Annotated in this window: 24 protein-coding genes; 9 read left to right on the forward strand and 15 right to left on the reverse strand. The window is 68.7% G+C overall.

The annotated features are described in order from the left end of the window. Positions 1-178 precede the first annotated feature (178 nt). The 5 genes from JOD31_RS08495 to JOD31_RS08515 form a co-directional block, all read right to left on the reverse strand. The gene (locus JOD31_RS08495) at positions 179-2,188 is read right to left on the reverse strand and encodes a hypothetical protein (protein WP_204949909.1); all 2,010 of its coding nucleotides are present in this window, start codon (positions 2,186-2,188) and stop codon (positions 179-181) included. After that, complete coding sequence (locus JOD31_RS08500; RefSeq protein ID WP_204949910.1) at positions 2,188-3,486, reverse strand: hypothetical protein; 1,299 nt, start codon at positions 3,484-3,486, stop codon at positions 2,188-2,190. The genes JOD31_RS08495 and JOD31_RS08500 overlap by 1 nt, the downstream gene beginning before the upstream one ends. 3 nt (positions 3,487-3,489) lie before the next feature. Beyond that, positions 3,490-3,930, reverse strand: a complete 441-nt coding sequence (locus JOD31_RS08505) for a hypothetical protein (RefSeq protein ID WP_204949911.1) — start codon at positions 3,928-3,930, stop codon at positions 3,490-3,492. 74 nt (positions 3,931-4,004) lie between these two features. Beyond that, the gene (locus JOD31_RS08510; protein ID WP_204949912.1) at positions 4,005-4,628 is read right to left on the reverse strand and encodes a hypothetical protein; all 624 of its coding nucleotides are present in this window, start codon (positions 4,626-4,628) and stop codon (positions 4,005-4,007) included. Positions 4,629-4,917: 289 nt separating this feature from the next. Then, positions 4,918-5,652 (reverse strand): recombinase family protein, encoded by a 735-nt coding sequence (locus tag JOD31_RS08515; RefSeq protein WP_246482397.1) that lies wholly within the window; start codon positions 5,650-5,652, stop codon positions 4,918-4,920. Between the two features lie 248 nt (positions 5,653-5,900). Here JOD31_RS08515 and JOD31_RS08520 point away from each other — a divergent pair, with 248 nt between their 5' ends. Then, positions 5,901-6,344 (forward strand): hypothetical protein, encoded by a 444-nt coding sequence (locus JOD31_RS08520; RefSeq protein ID WP_204949913.1) that lies wholly within the window; start codon positions 5,901-5,903, stop codon positions 6,342-6,344. Here the strand turns inward: JOD31_RS08520 and JOD31_RS08525 are convergent. The 7 genes from JOD31_RS08525 to JOD31_RS08555 all read right to left on the reverse strand — a co-directional run bounded on the left by JOD31_RS08525 (position 6,341) and on the right by JOD31_RS08555 (position 13,919). Next, positions 6,341-6,649, reverse strand: a complete 309-nt coding sequence (locus JOD31_RS08525) for a hypothetical protein (protein WP_204949914.1) — start codon at positions 6,647-6,649, stop codon at positions 6,341-6,343. The two genes, JOD31_RS08520 and JOD31_RS08525, sit on opposite strands and share 4 nt — an antisense overlap. A gap of 5 nt (positions 6,650-6,654) precedes the next feature. Continuing rightward, a complete protein-coding gene (locus tag JOD31_RS08530) occupies positions 6,655-7,110 on the reverse strand; it encodes a hypothetical protein (RefSeq protein ID WP_204949915.1) in 456 nt (151 codons plus the stop codon). A 586-nt stretch (positions 7,111-7,696) separates the two neighbouring features. Next, positions 7,697-10,246, reverse strand: a complete 2,550-nt coding sequence (locus JOD31_RS08535) for an AAA family ATPase (protein WP_204949916.1) — start codon at positions 10,244-10,246, stop codon at positions 7,697-7,699. 98 nt (positions 10,247-10,344) lie between these two features. Further along, positions 10,345-11,205, reverse strand: a complete 861-nt coding sequence (locus JOD31_RS08540; protein ID WP_204949917.1) for a hypothetical protein — start codon at positions 11,203-11,205, stop codon at positions 10,345-10,347. Between the two features lie 3 nt (positions 11,206-11,208). After that, positions 11,209-11,508: a MerR family transcriptional regulator gene (locus JOD31_RS08545; protein WP_204949918.1), complete on the reverse strand. Its 300-nt coding sequence runs from the start codon at positions 11,506-11,508 to the stop codon at positions 11,209-11,211. Positions 11,509-11,727: 219 nt separating this feature from the next. Continuing rightward, on the reverse strand, positions 11,728-12,999 hold the full coding sequence (locus JOD31_RS08550; protein ID WP_271206113.1) for a tyrosine-type recombinase/integrase: 1,272 nt from the start codon (positions 12,997-12,999) through the stop codon (positions 11,728-11,730). A gap of 629 nt (positions 13,000-13,628) precedes the next feature. Beyond that, positions 13,629-13,919, reverse strand: a complete 291-nt coding sequence (locus JOD31_RS08555; protein WP_204949919.1) for a hypothetical protein — start codon at positions 13,917-13,919, stop codon at positions 13,629-13,631. Positions 13,920-14,186: 267 nt separating this feature from the next. Here JOD31_RS08555 and JOD31_RS08560 point away from each other — a divergent pair, with 267 nt between their 5' ends. Next, a complete protein-coding gene (locus JOD31_RS08560) occupies positions 14,187-14,387 on the forward strand; it encodes a hypothetical protein (RefSeq protein ID WP_204949920.1) in 201 nt (66 codons plus the stop codon). A 163-nt stretch (positions 14,388-14,550) separates the two neighbouring features. On the opposite strand, the gene pdxR is transcribed toward JOD31_RS08560, so the two are convergent. Continuing rightward, positions 14,551-16,059, reverse strand: a complete 1,509-nt coding sequence (gene pdxR / locus JOD31_RS08565; RefSeq protein WP_204949921.1) for a MocR-like pyridoxine biosynthesis transcription factor PdxR — start codon at positions 16,057-16,059, stop codon at positions 14,551-14,553. A gap of 255 nt (positions 16,060-16,314) precedes the next feature. Between pdxR and JOD31_RS08570 the strand changes: the two genes are divergently transcribed. Then, a complete protein-coding gene (locus tag JOD31_RS08570; RefSeq protein WP_204949922.1) occupies positions 16,315-18,444 on the forward strand; it encodes a molybdopterin-containing oxidoreductase family protein in 2,130 nt (709 codons plus the stop codon). A gap of 80 nt (positions 18,445-18,524) precedes the next feature. On the opposite strand, the gene JOD31_RS08575 is transcribed toward JOD31_RS08570, so the two are convergent. Together JOD31_RS08575 and JOD31_RS08580 are read right to left on the reverse strand one after the other, a co-directional pair. Next, positions 18,525-19,277: a spermidine synthase gene (locus JOD31_RS08575; protein WP_204949923.1), complete on the reverse strand. Its 753-nt coding sequence runs from the start codon at positions 19,275-19,277 to the stop codon at positions 18,525-18,527. A gap of 218 nt (positions 19,278-19,495) precedes the next feature. Further along, positions 19,496-20,062 carry a helix-turn-helix domain-containing protein gene (locus JOD31_RS08580; protein ID WP_204949924.1) on the reverse strand — a complete coding sequence of 189 codons (567 nt, stop codon included), beginning with the start codon at positions 20,060-20,062 and terminating at the stop codon, positions 19,496-19,498. A 519-nt stretch (positions 20,063-20,581) separates the two neighbouring features. Between JOD31_RS08580 and JOD31_RS08585 the strand changes: the two genes are divergently transcribed. From JOD31_RS08585 to JOD31_RS08610, 6 genes are all read left to right on the forward strand, one after another. After that, complete coding sequence (locus JOD31_RS08585; protein ID WP_204949925.1) at positions 20,582-20,935, forward strand: RidA family protein; 354 nt, start codon at positions 20,582-20,584, stop codon at positions 20,933-20,935. A 169-nt stretch (positions 20,936-21,104) separates the two neighbouring features. Then, a complete protein-coding gene (locus tag JOD31_RS08590) occupies positions 21,105-22,430 on the forward strand; it encodes an MFS transporter (RefSeq protein ID WP_204949926.1) in 1,326 nt (441 codons plus the stop codon). Between the two features lie 161 nt (positions 22,431-22,591). Beyond that, on the forward strand, positions 22,592-23,149 hold the full coding sequence (locus tag JOD31_RS08595; RefSeq protein ID WP_204950419.1) for an MOSC domain-containing protein: 558 nt from the start codon (positions 22,592-22,594) through the stop codon (positions 23,147-23,149). Next, positions 23,146-24,090 carry a PDR/VanB family oxidoreductase gene (locus JOD31_RS08600; protein WP_204949927.1) on the forward strand — a complete coding sequence of 315 codons (945 nt, stop codon included), beginning with the start codon at positions 23,146-23,148 and terminating at the stop codon, positions 24,088-24,090. The genes JOD31_RS08595 and JOD31_RS08600 overlap by 4 nt, the downstream gene beginning before the upstream one ends. A 126-nt stretch (positions 24,091-24,216) precedes the next feature. Continuing rightward, entirely contained in the window at positions 24,217-24,771 is a 555-nt protein-coding gene (locus JOD31_RS08605) for a 2,4'-dihydroxyacetophenone dioxygenase family protein (protein ID WP_204949928.1), read from the forward strand. Beyond that, entirely contained in the window at positions 24,749-25,492 is a 744-nt protein-coding gene (locus tag JOD31_RS08610; RefSeq protein ID WP_246482398.1) for an SDR family NAD(P)-dependent oxidoreductase, read from the forward strand. Before JOD31_RS08605 ends, JOD31_RS08610 begins: the two co-directional genes overlap by 23 nt. Positions 25,493-25,518 lie beyond the last annotated feature (26 nt).

Here is a 25,518-nt window from a genome sequence, read left to right on the forward strand (position 1 = left end):
CAACCTTCCTTCCGGCACGAGGTTGCACTTACAAACTCGGGCGCCGCGGGCGACGATGGCCATATTAAGCAGCGGCTCAACTCTTGCGGCTCCGTTTCACAGATGCCCGATGACGAGCCCGAAGCCGAACGGCTTGGACGGGGACGGGAAGCCAAAGTAGGCTCCGGCGGCTCGGGGGTCAGCGTCCATCCCGTTCCCCAATCGCCTGCGTCTGCAGCGCCTGCCGGGCGAACATCGCCGCAAGCGGGCTGGCGTCGCTCCGGGTCGCCAGTCCGCGAATACGCTCCACGCTGTCCGGCGCCGTGAAGAGCTCTGCGAGCTCGCTGTGCGCCCGGTCCTGCGCGGCCTGGCGCACGCGATCTCGGATTTCCGAGAAGACCGACGACCCCGCGCTCGCGGGCGACGCCGCGATCGCGACGGGCATCGCGACCTGATCGAGCCGCTCGTTGATCTGCCGGTTCGCGTCCGTCGGGCTGCCCATCGGGCGGCGCTGGCTGGTGGCGCGCAGAACGTCCAAGAGGTCGGACGTCTGCCGGCGCGCCTCGGGGAGGCCGAGCGCCTCCAGCACGGCGTCCAGCGTCGCGCGCTGCTCGGGCGTGCCGGCCACGGCGTTTGCGAAGCGCCCGCCCACGCTCTGATTGTCGCCCGTCGCGATGCGCCGGCTGGCCTGATCAAACTCGTCTGCGAGGCTCTGGCGGACCAGCGACGGCGGGAGCTCGGCGTCCTGGCCGCCGAGGCGGCGCACGGCGTCAGTGATCTCGCCAGCCCCGCCGGCGAGCGGCTTGTTCGGCAGGATCTCACCATAGGCCGCTTGCGTGTCCGCCGCGGTCGCGATGCGGCCGAGCGGACCCTGCTCGAGCGGCTCGAGGTTCTGCCGGCGCGCCTGGGACTGCATCGTGAGCGCGTCGTCGTAGGCTTGCACGCCGCCGCGCGCCGGGTCGCGGGCTATGTCCCGCGCCTCGGAAGCGCCGCTGCCGTATGCGGCAGACTTGAGGCCCGAGAAGCCAGGGTTGGCGGAGTTCGCCAGCGCTACGCCGCGGTCGCGCATGTCTTTCGACACGGCGTCGATCACCGCGATCGAGTTGTCGGGCTGGCCCTCGAACTGCGGCCCCAGCACCTCGTCGGCGCGCAGCCGCCGCAGCGACGCCGCGAACGCCGGGTCTCGGGCGATCGGTTCGAAGTCGGCCGGATCGAGCACATGCGCCTCGGCGGCGGCGTACGCTGGCCGCGTCGCGGTGTTGATGCCGCGGCGGACATCGTCGAGCGCGGCGTCGGCCGCCTGCGCGGCGCGCGGCCCAAGGGTGGACGGCGCGGCCGGTGCCGGCGCGATGGCGTCGAGCACCTGACGTGTCGCCGCATCGACCTGCTGGGGCCGCTGCGCGTAAAAGCGCGACGTCGTCGTGCCGCCCGCGAGCGAGCCTTCCACCGTCCGCTGCACGTCCGCGAGCTTCGACCCGCCGCGCGTGGCCTCGCCGATGGCCTCGGGCCCGCTGAGAGGCACGCCGACGCGGCGGGCGGTCTCCGCCAGGCGCTGGGCCTCGTCGAACTGTTGAGGGTCCACGGCGCGGGCGGCGCGCGCCGCCACGGAAGTCGGCGCGTCCGCGACCGCGCGGGCACCGGCAACGGCAAGGTTCCCGCCAAGCGCGCCGGCGGCGCGGGCGAACGGCTCGGCGACCGTGCCTTCCGTGACCTGTCCGGCCGTTTCGGACGCGACGGCCGGGATCAGCACGTCGCCGACGATCCGCGCGCCGAGCCTTCCGGAGCCAAGCGCCGCCGAGGGTGCGAACTCCCCGATCGTGCGCGCGTACTCGCCCGCGACCGTTTCCGGCTTGTGAAAGGAGCCGATGGCGGCCTCCACGGGCGCCTTGAGGTCCGCCGTCGTCTTCGGCCGCAGGAAGCCGAGCGGGCCGCCGCGCACGGCGTCGATAGCCTCTCGCTGCTGCGGTGACGGGTCGGCGCCGGCGAGCTTTTCCAAGCCCCAAGCCAGCCCACGGCCTGCGAGCGCGTTCACGTCTCCGATCGACCCACCGAACGAGAGAACGCCGTCCGCGACGCCGGCTGCCCCGGACTCCGCGACGTCGCCGGGCAGGCTCGACGCCTGCGGAGACGCGCCCGCGTCGGGGAAGGCGGCGAACGGGTCCGCGGCCGGGGAAGCGTCGGGGAAGCGATCCCAAGCGTAGGCGGCCATTACGGGCGGACCTTCAGGCGCCCATCAGGCGTGACGAACTTCGTTCCGGGCGGCAGCGCGAACGCCTCTTTAGGCGTGCTCACGCGGACGGCGTCAGAGGGAATGGCCGGCGGCGCCGGAGGCGACGGCGCGGCCGGCGGTCGCGGCTCCTGGCCGACCTGCGCCGGCGTGCCGGGAAACGTCGGTGTGGTTTGCCGTCCGCCGCCGCGGTAGGCGTTCGACCGCTCGAACGGCGGCAGCACGTCGTCGCGTCGGACGCCGGCACGGTCGGCGATCCCGCCGTAGCGATCGAGGTCGGCGCCGAGCACGTCTTCGTACGACCGCATCCGGGAGTGGGCTTCGGCGAGCAAAGCGGCCCGCGTCTCGGGCTGTAGGGCCGCGCCACCGTTCAGCCGGTTCGCGGCGCCGACGACCCAGTCAGGCAACGACGCCGTGTTCTGCACAAGGACCATCTCGCCCTCGCGCACGACGGACGTTGGATCCATAATTTTGCCGAGGCCATAGACGAGGTTGAGGTCCGAGGCCTTCGAGTTGGTCCCTGCCGTGTCGACCATCGAGCGGTAAATCGGAGCCGCCTGCGCGTAGTTCTTGTAGCTCGGGAGCTGCGCGATCTCGCCGCGAAGCTTCCCGGCCTGTTCGCCGACCTTGGTCGCGTCGGTCGCCGGCTGGGCGCCGGTGCGCACGGCCGCGCCGGGCGACATGAAGGTCGTCCGGCCGTCCGGGCCCATCGCCTGGACCGGCGTCTCCGCGCCCAGAACCGTCTCCGCCTGCTGCTGGGGCGTCAGGCTCTGGATGATCTGCGCGGTCACTTCGCTCTCAGCCAATGGCTTCGGCGAGCCCCGTTCGGCGCCGAGCGCGGGGAGGCCGACGAGGCCAGCAACATCCGCCGGAAGGGCTGGGCGCAGTTGCCCCTGGCTCAGCGGTTGGAACATCGACGTGATGGTCGCCCGCGTATTGTCCGCGGCGTTGGTCCGGAGCGACGTCGCGGCGCCAACGTCCGCCGTGTACCGCGTGCCAGCAAGGCCCTGGTCCGCGCTGTAGCGCTTCGCCGCGGTGTCCTGGTCCACGTTGTAGGTGAAGCCCTGCGGCGTGGCGCCGTAGTTCTGGATCCCGGCGAGCGCGGCCTGCTCCGACGGCGTCTTGCCGGCGGCGAACAGCTGCGAGATGCGGTCGTTCTCGGCGCGCTTGGCGCCGGCGGAGGCATACGCGAGTTGCTCCTGGGCGCTGGGCGGCGCGAACAGGCCCGCGATGGAACGGAGGCTCTGACCGATCGTGGGGTCGTATTGCCGGATCGCCACGGTTCAGCCCTCGTCGTCGGCGGTGGCGAACGCCGCGGCGTTGCTGAGCGCTCGCAGCCGATCGCCGCGGCGCTCTAGCCGTGCGGCGCGGTGGAAGGCGTCGAGAATGTCGGCGACCTGGGCTGCCTCGTCGAGCAGGTCGGCGAGCAGGTCGATTTGCTCCGCAGTGCGGAGCACCTCGGGGCGGCCGAACATGCGCAGCGTCCCGAGCAGGCGGTCGAGCTTGACCGCGAACGCCGCCGGCGCGGCTGCGACGTCCGGCGCGACGGCGGCCAGCATCGGCCGCGCTTTCGCGAGCGCGGCAGCGGCGAAGTCGGCTTCTTCAGGTGTCGGGTGAACGCCGGCCGCATGAAGCTGGAGCGCGCAGCGGATCCCGAGCGCGGCGTCCGCGAGGCAGCGCTCGGCCCCCACGCCCGCCAAGAGAAGCCACGCCTCGGCGCCCACCCATGAAAGGCGCTCGTGGCCCGGGCCATCGCTGGGAAGGCCCGCCTCCGCGAGCGAGTGGTCGTGTTTCGTGCTCACTCGAACCCCTTTCCGGCAAACCGATGCGCTTCGAGGTCCACCACGACGCCGGCGGCGATCGCCGCGCGGCGCCGGGCGGCCGCTATCTCACCGAGGCAGTCGTCCGCGGCCGCTGCTTCCGCGTGGTGCCAGAAGCGGCGCGCCTGTAGGTCGATCTCGACCGACTTCGTGGCCTCGCCCGCACCGGCCCAACGAAACATGACGACGAGCAGCGCGAGCATGTCCGCGTTCCAAGACTGCGGCGCGTCCGGCCACACCTCGGCGCGGGGGTAGAGCTCCCACCAGGCCGCGCGGAGGTCGTTGAGTTCGGTCTCGCTGATCACCTCGTCGGCCGGCCGCTGGTGCAGGCTCGACAGCGCAAGGCCGAGAGGCCAACCCGCGGTCCGGAAGGTCTGTTCGCCCGCCGCCTGGCGGAGGCGGCCGGCCACGAAGGAAACCCGGTCGTCGCGGTCCCGGCGTCGGCGGTGCTCGTCGGGATCGTACGGTGCGTGTGCGTCGTCGTGGGCGGGGTCGCTGCTCATCCGGTGAGGATCGAGCCCCCGTGGTGGACGGATCAACCGGGGTAAAACGCCGATTTTCATCCACTTCGGCGATTTATTCCGGCGAATGTCTTTTAACATCAAACGCTTATAGGGCGCGCCGCCGCGGCCGGACTGCCTGATGCGGGTGGTGCTTTTTGAGCTGTTTTTGCGGGTTTTTTGCTAGAAGCTCTTGAGGTTGCAGGTGGTGATGCGAGGCGGCCGGTTTGGCCCGGTTTGGCCGCTGCGGACAGGGTGCCCAAAAGTTCGGTGCGGGCGAATTTTTGTGTCGGCGCCGGCCGCCGCTGCGGCGGACGCGATCGGACTATCCCCCGGGGGTCGACCCGGGGTGCGGGCCCGCGCCGGCCAGTGTTCGACCCGACGGCCAGGCTCACCCCGTCATCAATGCGACCGACTTGGGGTCGAACGGCCGGCCCCTTTCATTGAAAAAGCCGGCGGCCGCGAGCTCGGCCGAGATGGCCCGATAGCTGCGTCGCTCACCCGTCTTCGGACTTCTCCGGCGCAGACGCTTCGCCAGTGCGACCGCTTCCGGGCGAACCTCAGCATGCGACTTGCGACCTTCGCACTTGCCCGTCGCGAGCTTCTTACGCTCCCGGGCGCCGCGGAGCTTGGCGACGATCGAGGCCTTCTCGAACTGTGACACCGCGCCGAGGATCTGGCGGACCATGATGGCTGTCGGCGTGTCCTCGAGAAACGCGCCAGGGCTATCGGCGGCGACTAGGTCGATCCCCCGCGCCTTCAGCAGCGCATAGCCCGTCTCTTGAACGATCAGATCACGGGCGAAACGGTTGGCGGTCTCGACGATGATCGTGCGGACGTCCGGGTTCTCGTCGAGGAAAGCGAGCAAGTCGCCGAAGCCACGGCGCGTGCCGAGGTGGTCCGCGCCGCTGACCGCGACGTCATAGAAGTCAGCGACCATCTCGACGCCATGGCGAGCCGCGTAGGCCTCCATCGCCACGAGCTGGCGCTTCTGGCTGTCCTTATCGTCGCCGGTGTTCGCTGCCGACGACGTGCGAGCATAAGCCACGGCCTTGCGCCGAACGGGCGCGTCAAGGCGCTGGCCGCCGATCGACTTCGCCTTTCGTGCCATGATCTTAACTCTCATACCTGTGTAGCTATCCTCAGAAATATACACACGCACCCTTGGCGGACAAGGGCAACCCCGTCAGCGGTCGCAAAATAAAAATCCGACCCGGACCGACCGAGCGACCTACAATATTTGCCTCTTAAATCAGCAACATAAAGTATATGTAGGTTATGTCTGTCGAATGTAGACAGACATAACCTACATATCAATTATTGACAGCCGCTTAGCACTTGGAGAACCTTCATCGACAACCGAAGGGGACCGCCATGACCAACGCCGTGCCTGCGCCGACCAAAGAACAAGAAGCCCGCTACTACTGGAATGTGATGACGGATTTTATGGGGGCCTGCCGTGAGGGCAGATCGATGCAGCAGCCCGAGGACCCCTACGACGTCCAGAACGTGCCGGCGCTTATACGCGAGGAGCTGGAGATGCTCCGCGACACCTGCTCGTCGCACCGCCTCCGCATAATTGCCTGCCGAACCCTGGATATGCTGCCGGCGCCTGAAGCCGCGGAACCGGTAAGCGCGCCCGCTGATCCTGAGGAGGCCGCCTGCCCTTATTCGTTCCGGATGACCATGCAGACGTCTGGCGGCGATTGGCCCACAATGGAAGTCCACGCGATCCTGCCTGTCCATGCGGTGCAGGACATCGGGCGGCTCTATGGCGAGGCGGTCGAGACGTACGAGGCCGCCACCGCGGGGGCCTAATCGAAAACGCTAGGCTCGTCGTCGTCTTCGGCAGCCGCCGAGCGTCGAGCCTTCAGCGCAGCGATGGCGCGCGCCAGCTCGTCGCCGGTCATTTCGTGAGGCTCCTTCTCAAGGAGATCCCCGTCATTCTGCCGGCTGAAGCCGCCTATCGCCGCGGCGCGCATCAGCAGCCCCGACGCCGTAGCCCTCGCAGGCGCCGGGGCTGCTTTGTCGCCGGCAACGTCGATAGCGGCCTGGATCGCGATGCGGAGGCCCTGGAGCTGTACAAGCTCGAGCGCTTCGCGCCGCGCGTCAGCAATGCTCATCCGTGTCATCCGAACACCCCGTCGGTGTAGTTATTGAAGTCGTGGTCTTCAGCGGAGGCGGCGGCCTGCGCGAGCAGTTGGTCGCGCTCGGCGCGCAGCGCGGCGATCGCGGCCGCGATCTCCGCGGCCTCCGGGCTCAAAGGCGGCTCACGACGTCGATCGATCTCGTCGAGCAGGGCGCGCCCGTCGGCGTCGTCCTTCCGGCGCTGGCGAGCCGCTGCGCGCTTCTGAAAGTCACCCGGCTGGTGCGCACGTTGCCAGGCTTCGGCCGCTTGCCGCTGCTCAGGCGTCATGGCCTCTAACGCCCGTCGGCGTTTCTTCGCGCGGCGCGCGACATCGCGATCCTTACGCCGATAGCGCTCGTCCGCGTCCGAAGCCCCTGGCCGCGGCGCCGTCATCCTGTGCCAGCCTTGCCCGCGCGGCGTCACGCCGCCGTGAAGCCGGCATTTTCCGTTTTCCATCCCAGGATTTCGACACGGCTCGCCGGTCGTCCGCGCCTTCGCCCCGCAGGCGGGGCGCTCCGCCCGCGCCTTTGAGTTCACCCGACATTGGCGGCGGCCCACATCCCGAAGCCCGCCATTCCACCACGCCTCCTGCCTCGGGGTGCCCGGTCGCCGTGGTTCGCCCGGCAGGCGCTTCCGCCGGCGGTTCATGCTCCCACCTCGAACATGCGATCACGTGAGGTATGACCGGCAGCGCGGCCGCGGCGCGCGAGGCGATCTCCTACTCCCGTCTCCCCACCGGCTGCATTCGGACAAGTTGTCATCGTCCGTGCTCCTTCATTTTTCCCTTGGCAATCTGGCGGCCTACCCTCGGTGGGCCGGAGCGCCGCTTCACCGGCGGCGCAGGCCCCCGTAGGGGGTGAAGCTGGTGAAGCCTTCCAAGGTTGATTTTCTTGGGCTTTTTCGAGCTTCACCGGCGAAAGCCCGCGGTGAAGGCGGTGAAGCAGGATCGAACCGGCCTCAACCTCAAGAAGATCAACCTTGGAAGGCTTCACCGGCGCCCTTTTTGGTGAAGCCGGTGAAGACGGTGAAGCAGCCTCGACGGTCATCCGAAAACGGACCCCTGGTGAAGCTGGTGAAGCCCATCGCTATGCGACGCGGCCGCCTCAATCGGACAGGATGTCCGTTGCTCGACCTCGATAATCCAGCCGGCGGTGCGGCTAGTTCCGTCCTGTCGGACATGAAGCCGGATCGGTCGCCCATCGTATTCGAGCGAGACGCCCTCGCCGGCGAGAGCGACCTTCACGAGATCGGTGATCCGGTTCCGGCTCGCCGCTTTGCAGATGCCGGCGTCCGCGAGCTTTCTTCCGATCTCGTTCCAGAGATCTCCAAGCACCGCCGTCCGGTTCGTGCCGAGCGCCTCCAGCACGGCGATCGCGATCTTCTCGTTCTGATCGTTCGCCGCGCTCCGCTTCGGAGCGGGCGGGGCCGCGGCTGTCCATCTCACAGTACAGGACGTCACGGGGTCGCCGTCGGCGTCCACGCCAAGAGTGACGACATCGAGCGAGAACGCCGCGGCAAACGACTTGTCCAGGTCGCGCTGCTTGGTGACCGTCAGCCGTTGGTCGTCAATCTCGATCTCAGTGTCGGTCGCCGCACGCAGCAGCGTGTGTCCGCGGGCGCCCTTGGCTTTGTCTTTGCCCGTGTGGTGCACGACCATCAGATGCGCGCTGGTGGCCGCCCGGATCGCGTCCAGGTGCTTCACCATCGCACCCATGTCGGTTGACGTATTCTCGTCGCCGCCGGCCATGGCCCGGGAGAACGTATCGATCACAATCAAACCGACCGGTGCGACGCGCCGGAGGTCTGCGATCAGGGGCCTGAGATCGGCGTCTTCGTGCAGCAGATCCACCGAGTGCAACAGGTAGCGGAAGCCGCCGGTGTCGGCGTTTCTGAACTTCGCCTTCAGCGCCGCGGCGCGCTTGCGGGCACCTTGGCCACCTTCGGCGGCGACATAGACGATCGGAGCACGCGCGGTCCGCAAGCCGCACCAGGACAAGCCGGCGGCGACATGGAAGGCGATGTCCATCGCCACGAAGGTCTTGCCGCTGTTGCTCTCGCCGTACAGCACGGACATCGCGCCCTGATCGAGCAGGCCTTTAATCAGCGGTCGGGCTGACGACGTGAGAGCGGTCGCCGCGGCTTCCTCGAACAGCGTGAACGTAAAGCGCTCGTCGGGCTCGGCCGGCCCTTCCGGAAACAGCGGTTCAAATCGCTCAGCTGGTGCAGCCTGTGCCGCCTTCGCGCGATCCTCCTCTGTCTCGAAGAACACCGATGCCAGATCGAACGTGTAGGTGATGCCGCCGTGCGCCTGGCTGTGGATCCGCGGCGGGCTGCAGTCGGTGAACAGGATCGCCAAGTTCTCGCCGCGGCCGTATTCGGGCTCAAGCGGGTCCGGCATGGTGATGCGGTGGAACACCTTCCGGTTGTCGTAAACCTCACGGACCGTCGCGACCGACCCGTCGTCGAACACCAGCTCATGATCGGCGAGCAGGACGTGCGTCTCGGACAGCGATCCGACGAGCTTCGCAGCCAGCTCGCGGGACTTTCCTGTAGCGACAAGTTCGGCGATCCGCTTCTCGCGCCAGCGCTCACGAACGGCTCGGGCGTGGGGCTCGGCGGTGCGCTTTATCTCCGCCTCGATCGCGGCGAGCTGCTCGGCCTCGCCGTCGTCGAGATCGAGCACGGCGCGCGTGTCTAGCAGGCCGCCGGCGATGACCTTCGGATCCCGGACGCCCGGCGCGAACTGCAACTCGCGGTCTCCCAGGATCGCGGCGCCTTCGAACCACAGTCGGGAGAGCTCGCCGGTTGCCGCGCGATCGACGAGCGTCCGCACCTCGACGTGGCCGGCTTTTGAGATGAACGGAAAGCCGTATCCTGCGAACACAAGGCGGGCGCAGAGGGCGTCGATGAACCGTCCGGCGTCCGCGCCATCCGCGGCGATCAGGAAGCGGTGCTGTCCGGCTTCGGCGCTCGTCGGCATCCCGTCGTCGCCGACGCGCACGCCGGCCGATGACGAAGCCCGCAGCAGACAGGCGGCTCCAACAAAAGCTGGCGCGACGGTCGCGAGCACCTTCGGCAAACCGCCGTTGGCCCGGACCTTGTCGCGGAGCTCGTCAGGCCAGCCCTTCGCGTCCACGTCGAGGCCGATCAACGCCGGCCCGCTGGCGTGACGCAGATAGTCCGCCGTCCGCGCGATCGTGTCGGCCGGGGCCTCTGCGCCGAGCGCGGCGAGATCCCGCTTCGTAATGAAGCGCCAGACGTCGCGCTCCTCGGGCGGCGGCGGCGCGCACGCGATCGCCTGGCGGCTGGGCATGTTGTGGAGAATGGTCGCCAGCCGCTCGAGGGCCTGCGTCGCCGAGCCGGTGAGGGCCGCCCTGCGGATCGTCCCGCGCGACGGCTGCTGTCCGTGCTGAACGACGCGCGGCTCGCCGGCGACGACGCCGAAAGTCTTCGCGGGCGGCACACAGTGCTCGTCGGCCTCGACGATCGAGAAGGCGACAAGAAGCCCGTCGCCGAACGTCGCGCGGCCGTTGAAGTCTGTCGGCGGGGCGGACGTATTGCCCACATCAGGGGCACGATCTATACTCTGCATTGTCGATGCTCTGAATTGGCCGTCGCACTCTTGGTCCGGGTGCGGCGGCTTTTCGTTTCAGGGATTGGCGTTTGCCGGGGCGCGCACAGTCGGTCCGATCATGCGGTCTCCAGCTGGCGTGCGATCCTCGGTGCGAGTTTGGTCTTCGGCGGGCGGCCACGCACGGCCCGCGCCGCCGCGAGCGGCGAAGGCGTGGGGCCGCTCTTAGGCGCCGCCGGCGCGAACGGAGAGCGGCCGGCCAGCAGGTTGGCGCGGATCTGCAGGAGACGGACCACCCCGACGCCGATATCGAGCTGCAGCTGTGCGTCGGAAAGCGCGGCGCGCTTGTGGATCTCGTAGGTGTCGAGCAACTCGCCGAGCAAAATCTTCCGGCTGATCGTGTCGACGGTGGAGATTGCCATTGCCGCCACGACCGCGACGTCGAGCGCCCATTGGCTCGCCTGTTCGACCACGTCCACGCCGTCGGCACGAAGCCGCCGCTTCAGAAACCTGATCACCTCGCGGCGGACCTGTTTCAGGACCGCGGGGCGCCCCCGCGCGTTGGCTTCCGAGCCGAGGCTTGGCGACCAGCTCGTGAGGGCCGTCGCACCCGTGCCCAGGCTCCCGCGCTTCCACACGAAGGCGCCGACGAGCGTGCGGTGGACCACGTCATTGTCGGTCGGGGCGGCCTTCCCCATGCAGAGATCCCGCCGCATCGTGTCGACGAGCAGCCCGCCAGCCTTCCCGTCCAGGAGAGCGTCGAGCGTCCCTTCGTCGGCGCCTTGGTCGAGGTATCGAGCTCGCGTTCGCTCGCGCCACCGCGTCTCGATCGCCTTGACCTCGGCGTGTCCTGCCGGCCCCACGTTCTCGGGGCCAGACCCGGCGTCGATCGAGGCGACATAGGACGTGACGCGAACGATGCGGCTCAGGAGCGACCGCGGGTCACGCGCCAGCACGGCCGTCGCGCTGTCGTCGGACATCGGTCAAGCCCGGGCCGCCTTCGATCGCGAAGCGCGGCCCGCCACAGCGTTCACGTGCCGCGTGGACGCGGACCACGGCTCCGCCGCCTCCGCCAATGCGATCAGGGACGGCGTTGCGACCAACGTTCGGCCGCCGAGCTTTCGCAGCTCGAGCCGACCTTGAGCCGCGAAACCGTAGATGCTGGCGGTCGACAGGCCGATGATGGCGGCAGCGGCCTGAACGGACATGAGCGGACGATCGCGCCACGGGATATCCGCGGGCCGCAAAGGCGCGAGAACGGGCGAAGAGATGGAGAGGGCCATTCGTCATCCTGCCGAGAGAGCGGCAGAGCCGCTTCGGTTGCTGAGAGCCGCTCAAGCAGACCAGCAGAATGACAGACCATCAGAATTAACGGGCGCGGCTTAGATGGCTCTATGTGCTACGAATGGGGTGATTATGTCAATCTCGATTACGGATCTGTAGACACTCGTCTTCTCACGAGCGACATACATCTGACATACATCCTAGAAGGCGCACGATCTTCAAGCAACGAGCGCGACGCGCCTCGCAAGCTCTTCTGTGGCGTCGACAATGTGGGCTGCGTAGTGCGCTTCGATCATGTCCGAGCTGGTGTCATGGAGCGCCGCGACGAGGCGGACCGGCAGCCCAGCAGCCAGTCCGCGCACAATGGAGCTGTGGCGAAACGCGTACATGATCGTTCCGGGCAGCTCTGCCGCGGCGACCGTTGCCGACCAAGGCCGCTCGATCTCGTAAGCCGCTCTCCAGGGCACGCGCCTATCTCGCTCCCACTTCAGCCGTTCAGCGCGCTTGTAAGCCCATCGCGTCAGAAGAGGCTCGTCGCCGCGACGGCCGTCGAGCGCTGGCGCCAAGCGAGCCAGGACGGCTGAGGACAGCGGCACGGCGACGGCCGCCTTGGCCGACCGCGACCTCCCCTTACGGGAGCCGGGCATCATCACCCTTCCACGTGCAGCCTGGACGTCGCGAACCCGGAGCGCGGCGATCTGCGAGAACCGCGCGCCAGTGGCGGCGGCGACGATCACCAGCATCCCGAAATCGTCATCGACGCCGAACGCGGCGTCCACGAGGCGCCGCACCTCGTCGTCGGTCAGCAATTGCTTCCGAGCTACGGTCTGGACCGAGATGGCGCGGGTCCCGACCTTGATCTCGAGCGGGAGATGCGCGGGGAGTTCGCGTCGATAGCGTTCGGCGGCGGCGTTCAAGGCGGCCCGCAGGTCCGTCAACAGACGGTTGAGCGTCGCCGGCGCCATCTGTCCCGCCGTCGGCTCATCGTCCTCATCACGCACGGCCAGACGTCCGCGCCAGGCCTCGATCGTTGACGAACGAAGCTGGCTCAGCTTCGTGGCTGCAAACGCGACGTCCGCGAGGATATGATTTGTCATGCGACCGCGCGCGATCTTTCCAGACACGGTTTGCCGCTCTCGCGCACCGAGGTACTCGGCGATCGCCGAGGCGACCGTCGGCTCCGCTGCTCCGTCGTCGCCGCGACGTTCGAGCGCTTCGGTTTGCCGCCGGCTCCACTCCAGAGCGGCCGCGACCGCGGCGCGGTAGGTCAGCGCCTCGGCGGGCGCGCCATCGTCGTCCGCACTGGCGAGGCCTTCCTCCAGACGTCGGCCGTCCAAAACGACTTTCGCCACCCAGCTTCCGAAACCCTTGACCGCGCGACGATAGCCGAGGGAGACGCCCCCTCGTCCTCCGGAGATCCCTTGCCAGTACGGGTTTCTCCGCGGCGCGAGCTTGGCCCGCTTCGAAGGAGTATCGATAATCGTCGCCACGGCCCGCCCGTCCCACACAACGTCCCACACAGATGTCCGAGACGGCGTTGACGATCATAACAGCATATGTTGAATTTTCAACGCGTTACAGACGTCGCAGATGTCAGGATATACTGATGAACAAGCTCTCCGAAGGCAGAGGTCAGAGGTTCGAATCCTCTCGGGTGCGCCAAAACTTCCGCGCTATTGCAGAGCCTTAAGAGAACGCGTCTGTCCGGGCGCGGTCGTCCCGCACAACGCGCCAGCCTCGTGATCGGCGAGGCTCGTCGTGGCGCTGGTGTTTGCGATGCCGATAGCCTGCTGTCAGATCATAGCAAAGGTCGGATATGAGCGATCACAGTGGCTCGCGGCCCTCCAGGGCGCGACGGGGTTCACGCCAACAGACGCTTATCCGGTCACGGACGCGAAGGCGTTCGTGGTCGACGCGCCGACCGCCGCGTCGACACCACCGGCGACGAAGGGGACGCCAGCCGTCTCTCGCGCGTGGCGGCCTCCCGTCTCGGCGAGCCCGGCGACGGGCGCCGCGCCTGGCGCCGCCGACAGCTGGATCCTCAACTGGCGCGGCGCTGGACGGCCCCGTCAGACACTGCCGATCTGCCCCGACGGCCGCTGGACGGCCCCGTCTTCGGTTATCGCCGCCCGAGTTCTGCGGGCGCGGCGCCCGCGAACTTGATCCACACGGGAACGCGATCGCTCGTATCGTCCCAGCCGCGTTCCTCGCGATTGACGGTGGAGGCCGCGACCTGCGTCTGGACTTGGCCGGTCACGGCATCGGAGCTGTCGAGGCGGGCTTCTGTCGCGGCGAATGAGGCGACTGGCTTGCTGGCGGCGATAGATGGAAACGCCAGCAGCGACGCGGCGACAGCCGCGTAAGTCGCGATAGCTGCGCCGGCCGCGGCGGCGACGATGCGGTTTGACATGACCAAGACCTCTTTGCACCAAGCCTTCGGGCACCGACCCGCGGCTCTTGGTCACCAACATCGTGCCTCGCGGCATATCGATCAAACGAATGTCGCCGATAATCAAAATCGACGACATCAATGATCCGCCTGCGGAAGGGCCGACGCCTCACGGCGGGTCCATGGTCGCCGCCTCGGCGAGCAGCCTAACCTGAGCAAAGAGCGTTCCCTTCCTCCGAAGTCGATGAGGCGCTTGAACTGGTCGCGCCGCAGACCAGGCGTCGGCCTATGTCGCCGCTTGATGAAGCCGGCTATCAACATCCGGCGTTCGACCGCACGCGCCGGCTGGTCGAGCAGGGATTGAGGCAGGCCAAGGCCAAGCCGCGTCTGAACGCGGCGGCGCGCATAGCGCCGCTCGCCTTCTTTGCGGAGTACGCCGCCTCCTTCCTGGAACTGTTCGACCTTGGGCTGGCCGACTGCCTCGTGTGAGAGGCGGCCTGCCTGACCCGGCGCGGCCTGTCGAAAGCTCCGCGTCGCGCGTGGGAGGGCCGAGAACGTCCGCGTCAACGGCGTGATGGCGCGCAACGTCCTCGATGCTGGCCGGGCAAGCGGGCTCGGTTCGCCGCGGCGCGCTGGTCGCCGGGCTCGAACGCTATCTCGGACCGCTCGACGATTGGGGGAAAGGCGGGATGGAGGCTGCGGTTGACGACAGCATGAGCCGAAGCTTCGAGACCGCGGCGGCGATCTGGCGTTCATCGAGCGACGAGTAGCCGAGCACCAGCGTGTCCTCCGCGGCCTCCCCGGTGAAGTCGAACGCCGCGCCGCTCGAGAGCGCGTAGGCCCCGACGCCCACCTCCCGCGCCAGGACCTGGACCTCGCGCGCGCTCGGAAACCCGCGAGGCAGGCGCCACGCCAGGTGGAGGCCGCTGTCTGCGCCCGAAATCCTCGGAGCGTCGAACTGCTCGTTCAGCGCGGCGACGAGGGCGTCGCGGCGGGGCTTGTACACCTGGCGGAGCCTGCGCAGGTGGCGGTCGAAGTGCCCCTCGTTGATGAAGGCCGCGAGCGCCGCCTGCTCGAGCCAGGACTGGCCGTTGCTCATCCGCGCCTTCAGGAGCCTGGCGTCGTCCCACATCAGCCGCGGCGTCGCCGCGAAGCCGATGCGCAGCCCCGCGCCGACCGACTTCGAGAACGTCCCGGCGTAGAACACGCGCCGGCTGCGGTCGAGACCGGCGAGCGACGTCAGCGGCGGGCCGTCGTAGCGGAAGTCGCTGTCGTAATCGTCCTCGACGATGAAGCTGTCGGTCTCCTCCGCCCATCGCAAAAGCGCGAGGCGGCGCGCGAGCGTCATCAGCACGCCCGTCGGAAACTGGTGCGACGGCGTGACGTAGAGGAGGCTGCCCCGCGCCGTCGGCAGGCGATCGGTCCGGATGCCCTCCTCGTCCACGGGGATCGGGTGGATCGCAAGCGACGCGCCGCTGAAGAGCATCGAGGCGCCGAGGTAGCAGGGGTTCTCGATGCATAGCTGGCGCGTATGGGACTGCAGCAGGTTCAGGACGAGGTTGAGCGCCTCTTGGCCGCCCGCCGTGACGATGATCTGGTCCTCGGTCACCGTCATCCCGCGCGCCCGACCGAGATGATCGGCGATCGCCCGGCGCAGCTCCGGCAGGCCCGCCGGATCGCCGTAGTCGGTGAGATAGCCGCTTCCGCCGCTCAGGAGGCGGTTGACGATGCGCCGCCAGGTCTTCAGCGGGAACGACGCGGCGTCGGATCGGCCGACCCAGAAGTCGAGCGCGGGGCGATCGCCGCCGCCGCCGGGCGCCCCCGCGAAGCAGAGCAGCGGCTCGCTGGAGGCCTCCGGCGTCGGTCCGCTGGCGTCGGGGCGGCGTGCGTTCCGGATCAGGATCAATGCGTCGGGCGGGATGGACGTGACGTAGACGCCCGCTGTCCCCCGCGCCTCCGCATAGCCTTCCGAAATCAGCCGCTCGTAGGCGATCAGCGCGGTGTTGCGCGAGATGCCGAACCGCTCGGCGAGCAGCCGGCTCGGCGGGAGCGCCATGCCCGCACGGAGCCGGCCGTCGAGGATCAGCGCGCGCACCTGCTCGAAGATCTGAGCCTGCAAGGATCTGCTGGAGCCATGGTCCAGCGCGAGCGTCAGTTCCACGTGCGACCCGCTGGACCGTTGGCGCCATCGACGGGCCCCTTAGCCGCGAACTTTGAAAGCCAAGCGACGGCTTGTCCATGGCGCCAATGGACGACCTCGAAGACCCTGAGGCTCGCCTTGGCGCCATCCAATCCGCAACTCTTGGCTCTTTCGCCATCCAAGTATTCGAGTTGTTCTAGTGTGAAAGCGTCATGCGACGGGGGCCGCGCCAGCGCCCGGGCGAAAGGCGCGTCCGCTGGCGTCGGAGGGACGGGCATGAACGACCACGTGAAATCGCTGACGTTCTATGGCGGCTGTCCGCACGACTGTCCGGACACCTGCTCGATGATCTTCGAGGTGCAGGACAACAAGCTGCTCGGCGTCAGGGGAAACCCTGAGCACCCTATGACCCGTGGGACGCTCTGCGTAAAACTCAAGAACTACGAGGAGCGCCACTACCACCCCGACCGCCTGCTCTACCCGATGAAGCGGGTCGGCCCGAAGGGCTCCAGGCAGTTCGAGCGGATCACGTGGGATGAGGCGCTCGACACCATCGTCGCCCGCTGGACCGCGATCATCGAGGAATACGGCCCGCAGGCGATCGCGCCCTACAGCTATCTCGGCAACCAGGGGCTCGTGCACGGGCTGAACGGCGGCGACGCCTTCTTCAACCGTCTCGGCGCGACCGTCATGGAGCGCACCTTCTGCGGCGAGGGCTCCTGCACCGCGTGGCTGCTCACCGTCGGACCGACGGCCGGCCTCGATCCCGAGAGCTACATCCACTCAAAGTACATCGTGATCTGGGCCTGCAACTCGGTCAGCACCAACCTGCACCACTGGGCGATCGTGAAGGACGCGCAGAAGCTCGGCGCGAAGGTCGTCGTAATCGACAGCTACGCCTCGCGAACCGCGAAGGCCGCGGACTGGCACATCGCTCCGAAGCCCGGCACCGACGGCGCGCTCGCCATGGCGCTGATCAACTCGATCATCGCGCAGGGGCTGGTCGACCAGGACTATGTCGACAACCACACGCTCGGCTACGACGAGCTGAAGGAGCGCGCGGCCTCCCGGACGCCGGAATGGGCGGCGGAGATCACCGGCGTTTCGGCGGAAGACATCCGCACGCTCGCGCGCGAACTCGCGACCGCGCAGCCGGCGGCGATCCGCATGGGCGTCGCGCTCGAGCGGCATTACGGCGGCGGCCAGACCATCCGGGCGGTGAGCTCGATCCCGGCGCTCACCGGCGCATGGCGCCACGTCGGCGGCGGCGTCACGCAGTTCCCGGTCTGGGAGCACCCCTACAAGTTCGACGTGATGTGCCGCCCGGACCTGATCCCCGAGGGCACCCGCGTCGTCTCGAACCTCCACATCGGCCGCGCGCTGCTCGGCGAGGGGCTGTCGGACGGTCCTCCGATCATGTCGATGATGTGCTGGAACTCGAACCCCGTGACCCAGGCGCCGGAGACCGACAAGATCGTCGAAGGCCTGATGCGCGAGGACCTGTTCCTGGTCTCGGCCGAACACTTCATTTCCGACACTGCGTCCTACGCCGACATCCTGCTGCCGGCGTCGATGGGCGCCGAGATGGAGGACATGATCCTCTCCTGGGGCCATCTTTATCTCACCTACAACACCAAGTGCGCCGACAGCCCCGGCGAGGCGATCCCGAACAACGAGATCTTCCGCCGTCTCGCGGCCCGGCTCGGCTTCGAGGAAGAGAACTTCAAGTGGTCGGACAGCGAGTGCCTCGAGCACTACGTCGACTGGTCGTCGCCGGCCTGCGAGGGCGTCGACCTCGACTACATGCGCACGCACGGCTTCGCCCGGCTGAAGGTCGGCACGCCGGACGACCGGGCCCCGCACAGGGACGGCAACTTCCCCACGCCCTCGGGCAAGTGCGAGTTCAAGGTCGAGGGCGCCAAGAACTTCGTGGCCCCGCCGTTCAGGCAGATGTACCTCGACTTCCAGCCCGGCGAGGACCTCGACCCGCTGCCGGACTATGTCGGGGCGCGCGAGAGCGCGACCGCCGATCCCGAACTCGCGAAGCGCTTCCCGCTCAACATCGTGAGCCCGAAGAGCCACGCCTTCCTGAACTCCTGCTACGCCAATATGGCGGACAAGCAGCACACCCAGGGCGAGCAGTTCGTGATGATCAGCCGCGCGGACGCCGACGCGCGCGGCATCGTCGAGGGCGCCCGCGTCACGGTCGCCAACGACCGCGGCGCCTTCAAGGGCGTGGCGCGCATCACCGACGACGTCACGTCCGGGATCGTGGTGGCGACGCTCGGCTACTGGCGCCAGCTCAACGACGGCACGGTCAACTCGATCTCATCGCACCAGTTCGGCGACATGGGGCATTCGCCGACGTTCTCCGACAATCTCGTCGAAGTCTCGCTGTCGAACTGACCAGTCCGAGGCGGCGCGCCCGTCGCGCCGCCTCGGATTTAAAAAGCAGGAGAGGTTTCTGGCGCTGGGCGCGCCGTGGCCTAAAACGCAGACGGCCGCCCGCCGGCTCGCGACGGCCTCGCGCGGGGCTTCGGCTTTCCCGCGCCGGGCGGGCCGGCCTGGGCCTTCATCGCGAGCCAGATCACATGACGGCCGCCCTTGCCGGCGCGGTGCGCGCGGACGCGATGCCCCTCGACCTTGAAGCCCGATTTGAACAGCCGCGCGCCGAACGACTTGTCCGGCCCCTGCGACCACACCGCCAGCACGCCGCCCCCCTTCAAAGCCGCGCGGGCGTCCCCCAGGCCCTCGAGGCCGTAGAGCCCGTCGTTCGACGCCTGCGTCAGGGCCTCCGGCCCATTGTCGACGTCGAGCAGGATCGCGTCGTAGCCGCCCCGATCCGCGCGCATCACGGCGGCGACGTCGTCCTGCACGATCGTGACCCTGGGATCGCCGAGGCTGGTCCCGAAGATCTCCGACATCGGCCCGCGCGCCCAGGCGACGACCGCCGGAACCAGCTCCGCCACCACGACCGACGCCCCGGCCGGCAGCGCGCCCAGCGCCGCGCCGAGCGTGAAGCCCATGCCGAGGCCGCCGATCAGCACGCGCGGGCGCACCCGGTCCCTGATCCGTTCGCAGGCGAGCGTCGCCAGCGCCTTCTCCGACCCGCTGAGGCGGCTGTTCATCAGCTCGATCTGACCGATGCGGATCGAGAACTCGTCTCCCCGCCGCGCGAGCTTCAGCACGCCGCCGCCGCCCGGCGCCTGCGCCGTGTCCAGATGGATCCAGGGGATCATGGCAGCCTCTCGGGTTCAGCGCGCGTTGCGCGCCAGCGCTCGTCGTCGCGCCCCTCGATTAGGTTCGAAGACCGCCCGCCGTCAAACCGTCCCGCACTTGGCGCAAAGCGCAGGGCCGAGGTCGGCGCCCCGCAGTCTCCGCTGCAGCCGCGGTCCACGACGGCGCGGCGCGGGAACCGGCGCATCGCGCCCACCAGAGGCCCGACGACGTCAAGACGTCATCCGGCCGCGGCGGCGATCACGACAAGCACTTCGGCCTGCTCCTCGCCGAGGCTGCGCACCTCGTGCCGCTCCTCGCCAGAAAAGTAGAGGCAATCGCCTCGGCCCATCAGGATCTCTTCGCCGCCGAGCTTCACGGCGACACGTCCCGAGACCACGAAGATCATCTCTTCGCCGCCATGCGCCCAGCGCGGCCCGCCGATCGCGCCGGGGGAATGGGCGGGGCGCATGAGGAAGGGCTCCATCATCTTGCTCGCCCGGCCCGGCGCGAGCGGCGTGAGGCCGAAGCTGCGGTCCGTCGTGTCGTGGTCGCCCGCGCGCTGGAGCGTGTAGCGGACGTTCGGCGCGGCGTTGAGGTCGAACAGCTGGGCGATGTTGACATCGAGGGCCCGGGCGACCCGCAACAGAGCCGTGATCGAGGGCGTCTTCAGGCCTCGCTCCACCAGCGAAAGATACCCGCGCGTCAGCTCGCTCATGCCGGCCAGCCGATCGAGGGTCAGCCCTCTCTCCTGCCGCAGCGCGCGCAGATTTGGACCCAGGCGGTCGCTTTCGGCCGTTTGCAGCACCAGTCCTCCGATCGTCGTCCAGTCGCCTCGGACGACGTCCGTAGCACGCCGGCGATCTTTGAGCGGACGCGGACCGCCTCGTCCGAGGCGCGCCCGCGGGCTCGATCCCCTGCCGCAGGCAAGAGCGTTCTGTCAGAAAACATACGGGGCGCGATTTTTTAATGCAATTATTTCAGGCGCCGAACGGCGGGAAACACCCTGCAAATGGAGACTGATGCGGCGCCATGTCCGCGCTTCTCACAGACGGCGCCCAAGGCACGCGCAGAACGGGCAAAATGCTGGGAAGAGTCCCTTTTGATTTCCCAAAGTAAACATGTTTCGATCCCTGAGCGACCCGCGATGGCTGGTCGCGCCTTCAAGGGAGAGCAGCATGGCGCGCTCAATCTCTTGTCGCGACCACTTGGGCGCGACCTCGGCGGCGGCGATGGCCCCGTTCCGCACGAGCAGAAATCATGCCGGCCGACGACGGCCGCATCGATCGGCCGCCTGCCTGGCGTCCGCCGGCCGAAAGCGCCGTTCGTGATCCGCCGCATCGGGAGCGGACCCCGTCTCTCCGCCGCGACCGTCCATGGCGGTCTCGTCTACCTCTCCGGCCAGGTGCCGGACGATCTGAGCGTCGACGTCGTCGACCAGACCCGGCAGGTGCTCGCCAAGATCGACGCCATCCTCGCCGAGGCCGGGACCGACAAGAGCCGCATCCTGAGCGTCATGGTCTGGCTTCCGGCGATCGGCGATTTCGGGGCCTTCAACACCGTGTGGGACGCCTGGGTCGCGCCCGGCGCCGCGCCGGCGCGGGCGTGCGTCGAAAGCCGCCTCGCCGATCCGGCCATCAAGGTCGAGGTCGGCTGCGTCGCGGCTCTGCCCGCCGACTGATTTTCCGCAGCGCTCGACGCGCGGATCTGACCTCCCGGCCAGCTGGCCGGGCGGCGCGGTCGCCTGCGGCCTTCGCGCCGCGCCTCACTACCAGGCCGAGGGCCTGACGCGAGCGACGACCGGCCAGCCTGCAATCGACGACGTCTCCACAACCCAACGGGGGTTCATGATGACAGTTGCGGCGGACATCTCACAGGTGACGGCGGTTTCCGCCGGAGAAAAGCTTCCAAGCGCCGAGCGTCGCAAGATCGTCTGGTCGAGCGTGATCGGCACCACGGTCGAGTGGTACGACTTCCTGATCTACGGAACGGCGGCCGCGCTCGTCTTCAACAAGCTGTTCTTCCCGAGTTTCGATCCGGTGGTGGGCACCATCGCGGCGTTCGGCTCCTACGCCGTCGGCTTCGCGGCCCGCCCTCTCGGCGGCGTGATCTTCGGCCATTTCGGCGACAAGCTCGGCCGCAAGGCGATGCTCTCGCTGACTCTGCTGATCATGGGCGTCGGCACTTTCCTGATCGGCTGCCTGCCGACCTACGAACAGATCGGCATATGGGCGCCCATCCTGCTGGTCGTCCTGCGGCTCGCGCAGGGGCTCGGCATCGGCGGCGAGTGGGGCGGCGCGGTTCTGATGGTCGTGGAGAGCGTGCCTGACAAAAAGCGCGGCTTCTATGGAGCCATCGTGCAGCTGGGCTACCCGCTCGGCGTGATCACGTCGATCGGGGCCTTCAGGCTTGCGGGGCTGATGTCGGACGAGGACTTCCTGTCCTGGGGCTGGCGCATTCCGTTCCTGGCGAGCGCCGTCCTCGTCGGCGTCGGGCTGTTCATTCGGCTTCGCCTCAACGAGACGCCAGCCTTCCAGCAGGTGAAGCAGCGCAACGTCGTCGCGAAAATGCCGATCGTCGAGATCCTGACCCAGCACACCCGCACCTTCGCCAAGGCTGTGGGTCTCAAGGTCTCGGAGATCGCCTATGTCAGCATCGTCACCGTCTTCTCGATCTCCTACGTCACCACCAAGCTCGGCCTGCCGCGCAGCGTCATCCTGAACGGCATCCTGATCGCGGCGATCATCGAGCTCTTCACCCTGCCGCTGTTCGGCATGCTGGCCGACCGCTACGGGCGGAAGCCGATGTTCGTCCTGGCCTGCCTGTTCTCGATCGGCTTCGCCTTCCCGCTGTTCCTGCTGCTCGACACCGGCGACCCGACGATCATCGCGCTCACGGTCGCGATCGCCCTCAGCCTGGGCCAGGGCGTGATGTTCGCGATCGGCGCGGCGTGGATGTCGGAGCTGTTCGACGCGCGGCTGCGCTACACCGGCGCCTCGCTCGGCTTCCAGGTCGGCGCGGCGCTGAGCGGCGGCTTCACGCCCATGATCGCGGCCGCCCTCCTCGCCTGGAGCGGCTCGACCTGGCCGATCTCCGTCTACCTCATCGCGCTTGCGCTGATCACGTTGACGGCCACGCTGCGCGCGCCAGAAACCGCGGGCGCGAAGATCGACTGAGGTCGACGACGAACCTCCGGCTCCCGGACACGTGCGGGAGCCGCCGACGTCTGGAAGATCGAAGCGGCCTTACGACGGCCGCAGGGAGACGACCAATGAGAGACGACGACACGCCTCAGGATGCGCTCGGCGGAAGCCCGGCCCCCGGCCCCGCTCTGGCGATGGTCGAAGCCTTCGCGCACGCCGCGGGATCGATCGCCCGCCACGTCGCCGGCGGCGCCACGGGCTTCAAGGGCGTGCTGCTGCACATCCACGTGGCGCCCGGCGCGAGCTACGAGATGGAGGAGCTTCAGGAGGCGCAATGCGTGGCTGGCCGCGGCATCGTCGGCGATCGCTACTACGAGGGATCCGGCACCTACTCGCCGAAACCCGACACGCGCGAGGTCACGCTGATCGAGCAGGAGGCGCTCGACGCGCTGGCGCGCAACGACCCGCCGCTGCAGGGCGGCCCGATCGCTCTCGCGCCCGGCGACCACCGGCGGAACCTCACCGTCCGCGGGGTCCCGCTCAATCACCTCGTCGGCCGCCGGTTCCGGGTGGGCGACGTGATCCTGCGCGGGGGCCGGCTGAACTTTCCCTGCAAGTATCTCGAGGAGCTGCTCGGGCTGCAGGTCTATCTGCCGCTCTACAACCGCTCCGGCCTGAACTGCGGGATCGAGCGCGGCGGCGTGATCCGTCCCGGCGACGCGATCGAGCTGCTGGACGACGACGGCGCATGACAGCCCGCGTCGTCATGAAGCTCCGGGTCGAGGCCGCGCGGCTCGCGACCCCGGGGGTCCTGCATCTCACGCTCGTCCATGCGAGCCGCCCCGAGCTGCCGGCCTGGGAGCCGGGCGCGCACGTCGACCTCCGGCTCCCCGACGGCAGGATCCGGCAGTACTCGCTCTGCGGCGACCCACAGGATCGGCGGACGTACCAGATCGCGATCAAGCGCGAGGACGCCGGTCGGGGAGCCTCCCGATGGGCCCATGACGCGCTGGTCGAGGGCGCGGTCGCGCATGTCTCCGCCCCTCGCAACAACTTCCCGATCCGCGAGGCCGCGCGTCATGTGTTCGTGCTCGGCGGCATCGGCGTGACGCCGGGGCTTCCCATGGCCCATAGCCTTGCGGCCGAAGGCGCGGACGTCGCCGTGCATTTCTGCGCGCGGAGCGCGGCCGACGCGCCGCTGCTCGCGGAGCTGTCGGCGGCCTGCGGCGACCGCCTGTCGACATGGTTCTCGGCCGAGGGCCGGCGCTTCGATCCGCGCGCGGTCGGCCCCTATTGCGAGGGCGCCTGCCTCTACGTCTGCGGCCCGCAGCGGCTGCTCGACGCCGTGCGCGACGCCGCGGACGCGCTCGGCTGGCCCGAGACCTCCATCCACGCCGAGGCCTTCCAGGCGACGCTCGACGAGAACTTCAAGCCGGAGCCGTTCGAGGCGAAACTCGCCTCGACGGGCGCGACGCTGCACGTCCCGGCCGACCGCTCCCTGCTCGAGGTCCTGCGCGACCACGGCGTGACGATGCCGTCCTCGTGCGAGCTCGGCGTCTGCGGGTCCTGCGTCTGCGGCTATCGGGACGGGGTGGTGATTCACCGCGACGCGGTGATCTCCGTCGCGGACCGCCAGGACAGGATCGCGCCCTGCGTGTCGCGCGCGCGCGTCTCGGTCACGCTCGACCTCTAGGGTCCGGACGCCGCAAGCGGCGGTCCGGCGACGGCGCTCAGAAACGAAGCAATTGACAACCGGTGCGGGCGCGCAAAGTATTCACATAATGGACTATTTGTCCACATTGTGAACAATGAGCCGCGCATGACCAACCTCAACGCCGCCGCCGCGTCGGAGCCGATCGATCCGGAGACGCTGCGGCGGATGCCGTTCCAGAAGCCGCAGCCGCTCGGCATGATCCCGGACCTCGTGGTGCCGAGCGCCATTCCGGACGACGAGCGCATCTGGGTCCCGCAGGGCGTGAACGTCTGGTTCCGCCCGCTCTGCCTCAACCGCTCGCAGGGCTACTGGGTCAATCTCCTCCGCGTCCGCAAGTCGGGCGTGCTCAGCCGCCACCGCCATCCCGGTCCCGTCCACGGCTTCGTGCTGAAAGGCCGCTGGCGCTACCTCGAGCACGACTGGGAGGCGACCGAGGGCGGCTACGTGTTCGAGCCGCCGGGAGAGACCCACACTCTGGTGGTCGACGAAGGCGTCGAGGAGATGATCACCCTGTTCCAGGTGACCGGCTCGATGAACTACGTCGATCCCTGGGGCGCGACCACCGGCTACGAGGACGTCTTCACCAAGATCGAGCTGTGCCGGAAGCACTACGGCGAGGTCGGGCTCGGCGCGGACTATGTCGACCAGTTCATCCGGTGAGATGACCTCCCGCGCAGCCTACGACTTCGCCGGCCGCGTCGCGGTCGTCACCGGCGGCGCGCAGGGCATCGGGGCGGCGATCGCCGACGCGTTCAGGACCGCCGGCGCGACGACGGTCGTCTGGGACCGGACGCCCACGCCTGACGGCGTCGCCGTCGACGTGACCGACGCCGCGGCCGTCGCGCAGGCGGCGAACGAGACGCTCTCGCGGTGCGGGCGGATCGACGTCCTCGTGAACAACGCGGGCTACGCCGGCGTGACGGTTCCGCTGGTCGACTATCCCCTCGAGGAGTGGCGGCGGATCCTGGACGTCAACCTGCACGGCGCGTTCCACGCCTGCCGCGCGGTGGTCCCCGGCATGGTCGAGGCCGGCTATGGGCGCATCGTCGCGATCGGCTCGCTCGCCGGCAAGGAGGGCACGCCGAACGCTTCGGCCTACAGCGCGGCGAAGGCGGGCGTGCTCGCGCTCGTCAAGTCGCTCGGCAAGGAGCTTGCGGGCTCGGGCGTCCTCGTCAACGCGATCGCGCCCGCCGCGGTAAGGACGCCGCTGCTCGACCAGATGAGCCCGGCGCACGTCGAGACGATGATCGGCAAGAGCCCGCTGAAGCGGCTCGGGGAACCGGAGGAGGTCGCGGCGCTCGCGCTCTGGCTCGCCTCCGACAGCTGCAGCTTCAACACCGGAGCGGTGTTCGACCTCTCCGGCGGACGGGCGACCTACTGACGTCCAGCCTTCAATCAACAAGAACC

The organism is Methylopila capsulata, assembly GCF_016907975.1.
Taxonomy (GTDB): domain Bacteria; phylum Pseudomonadota; class Alphaproteobacteria; order Rhizobiales; family Methylopilaceae; genus Methylopila; species Methylopila capsulata.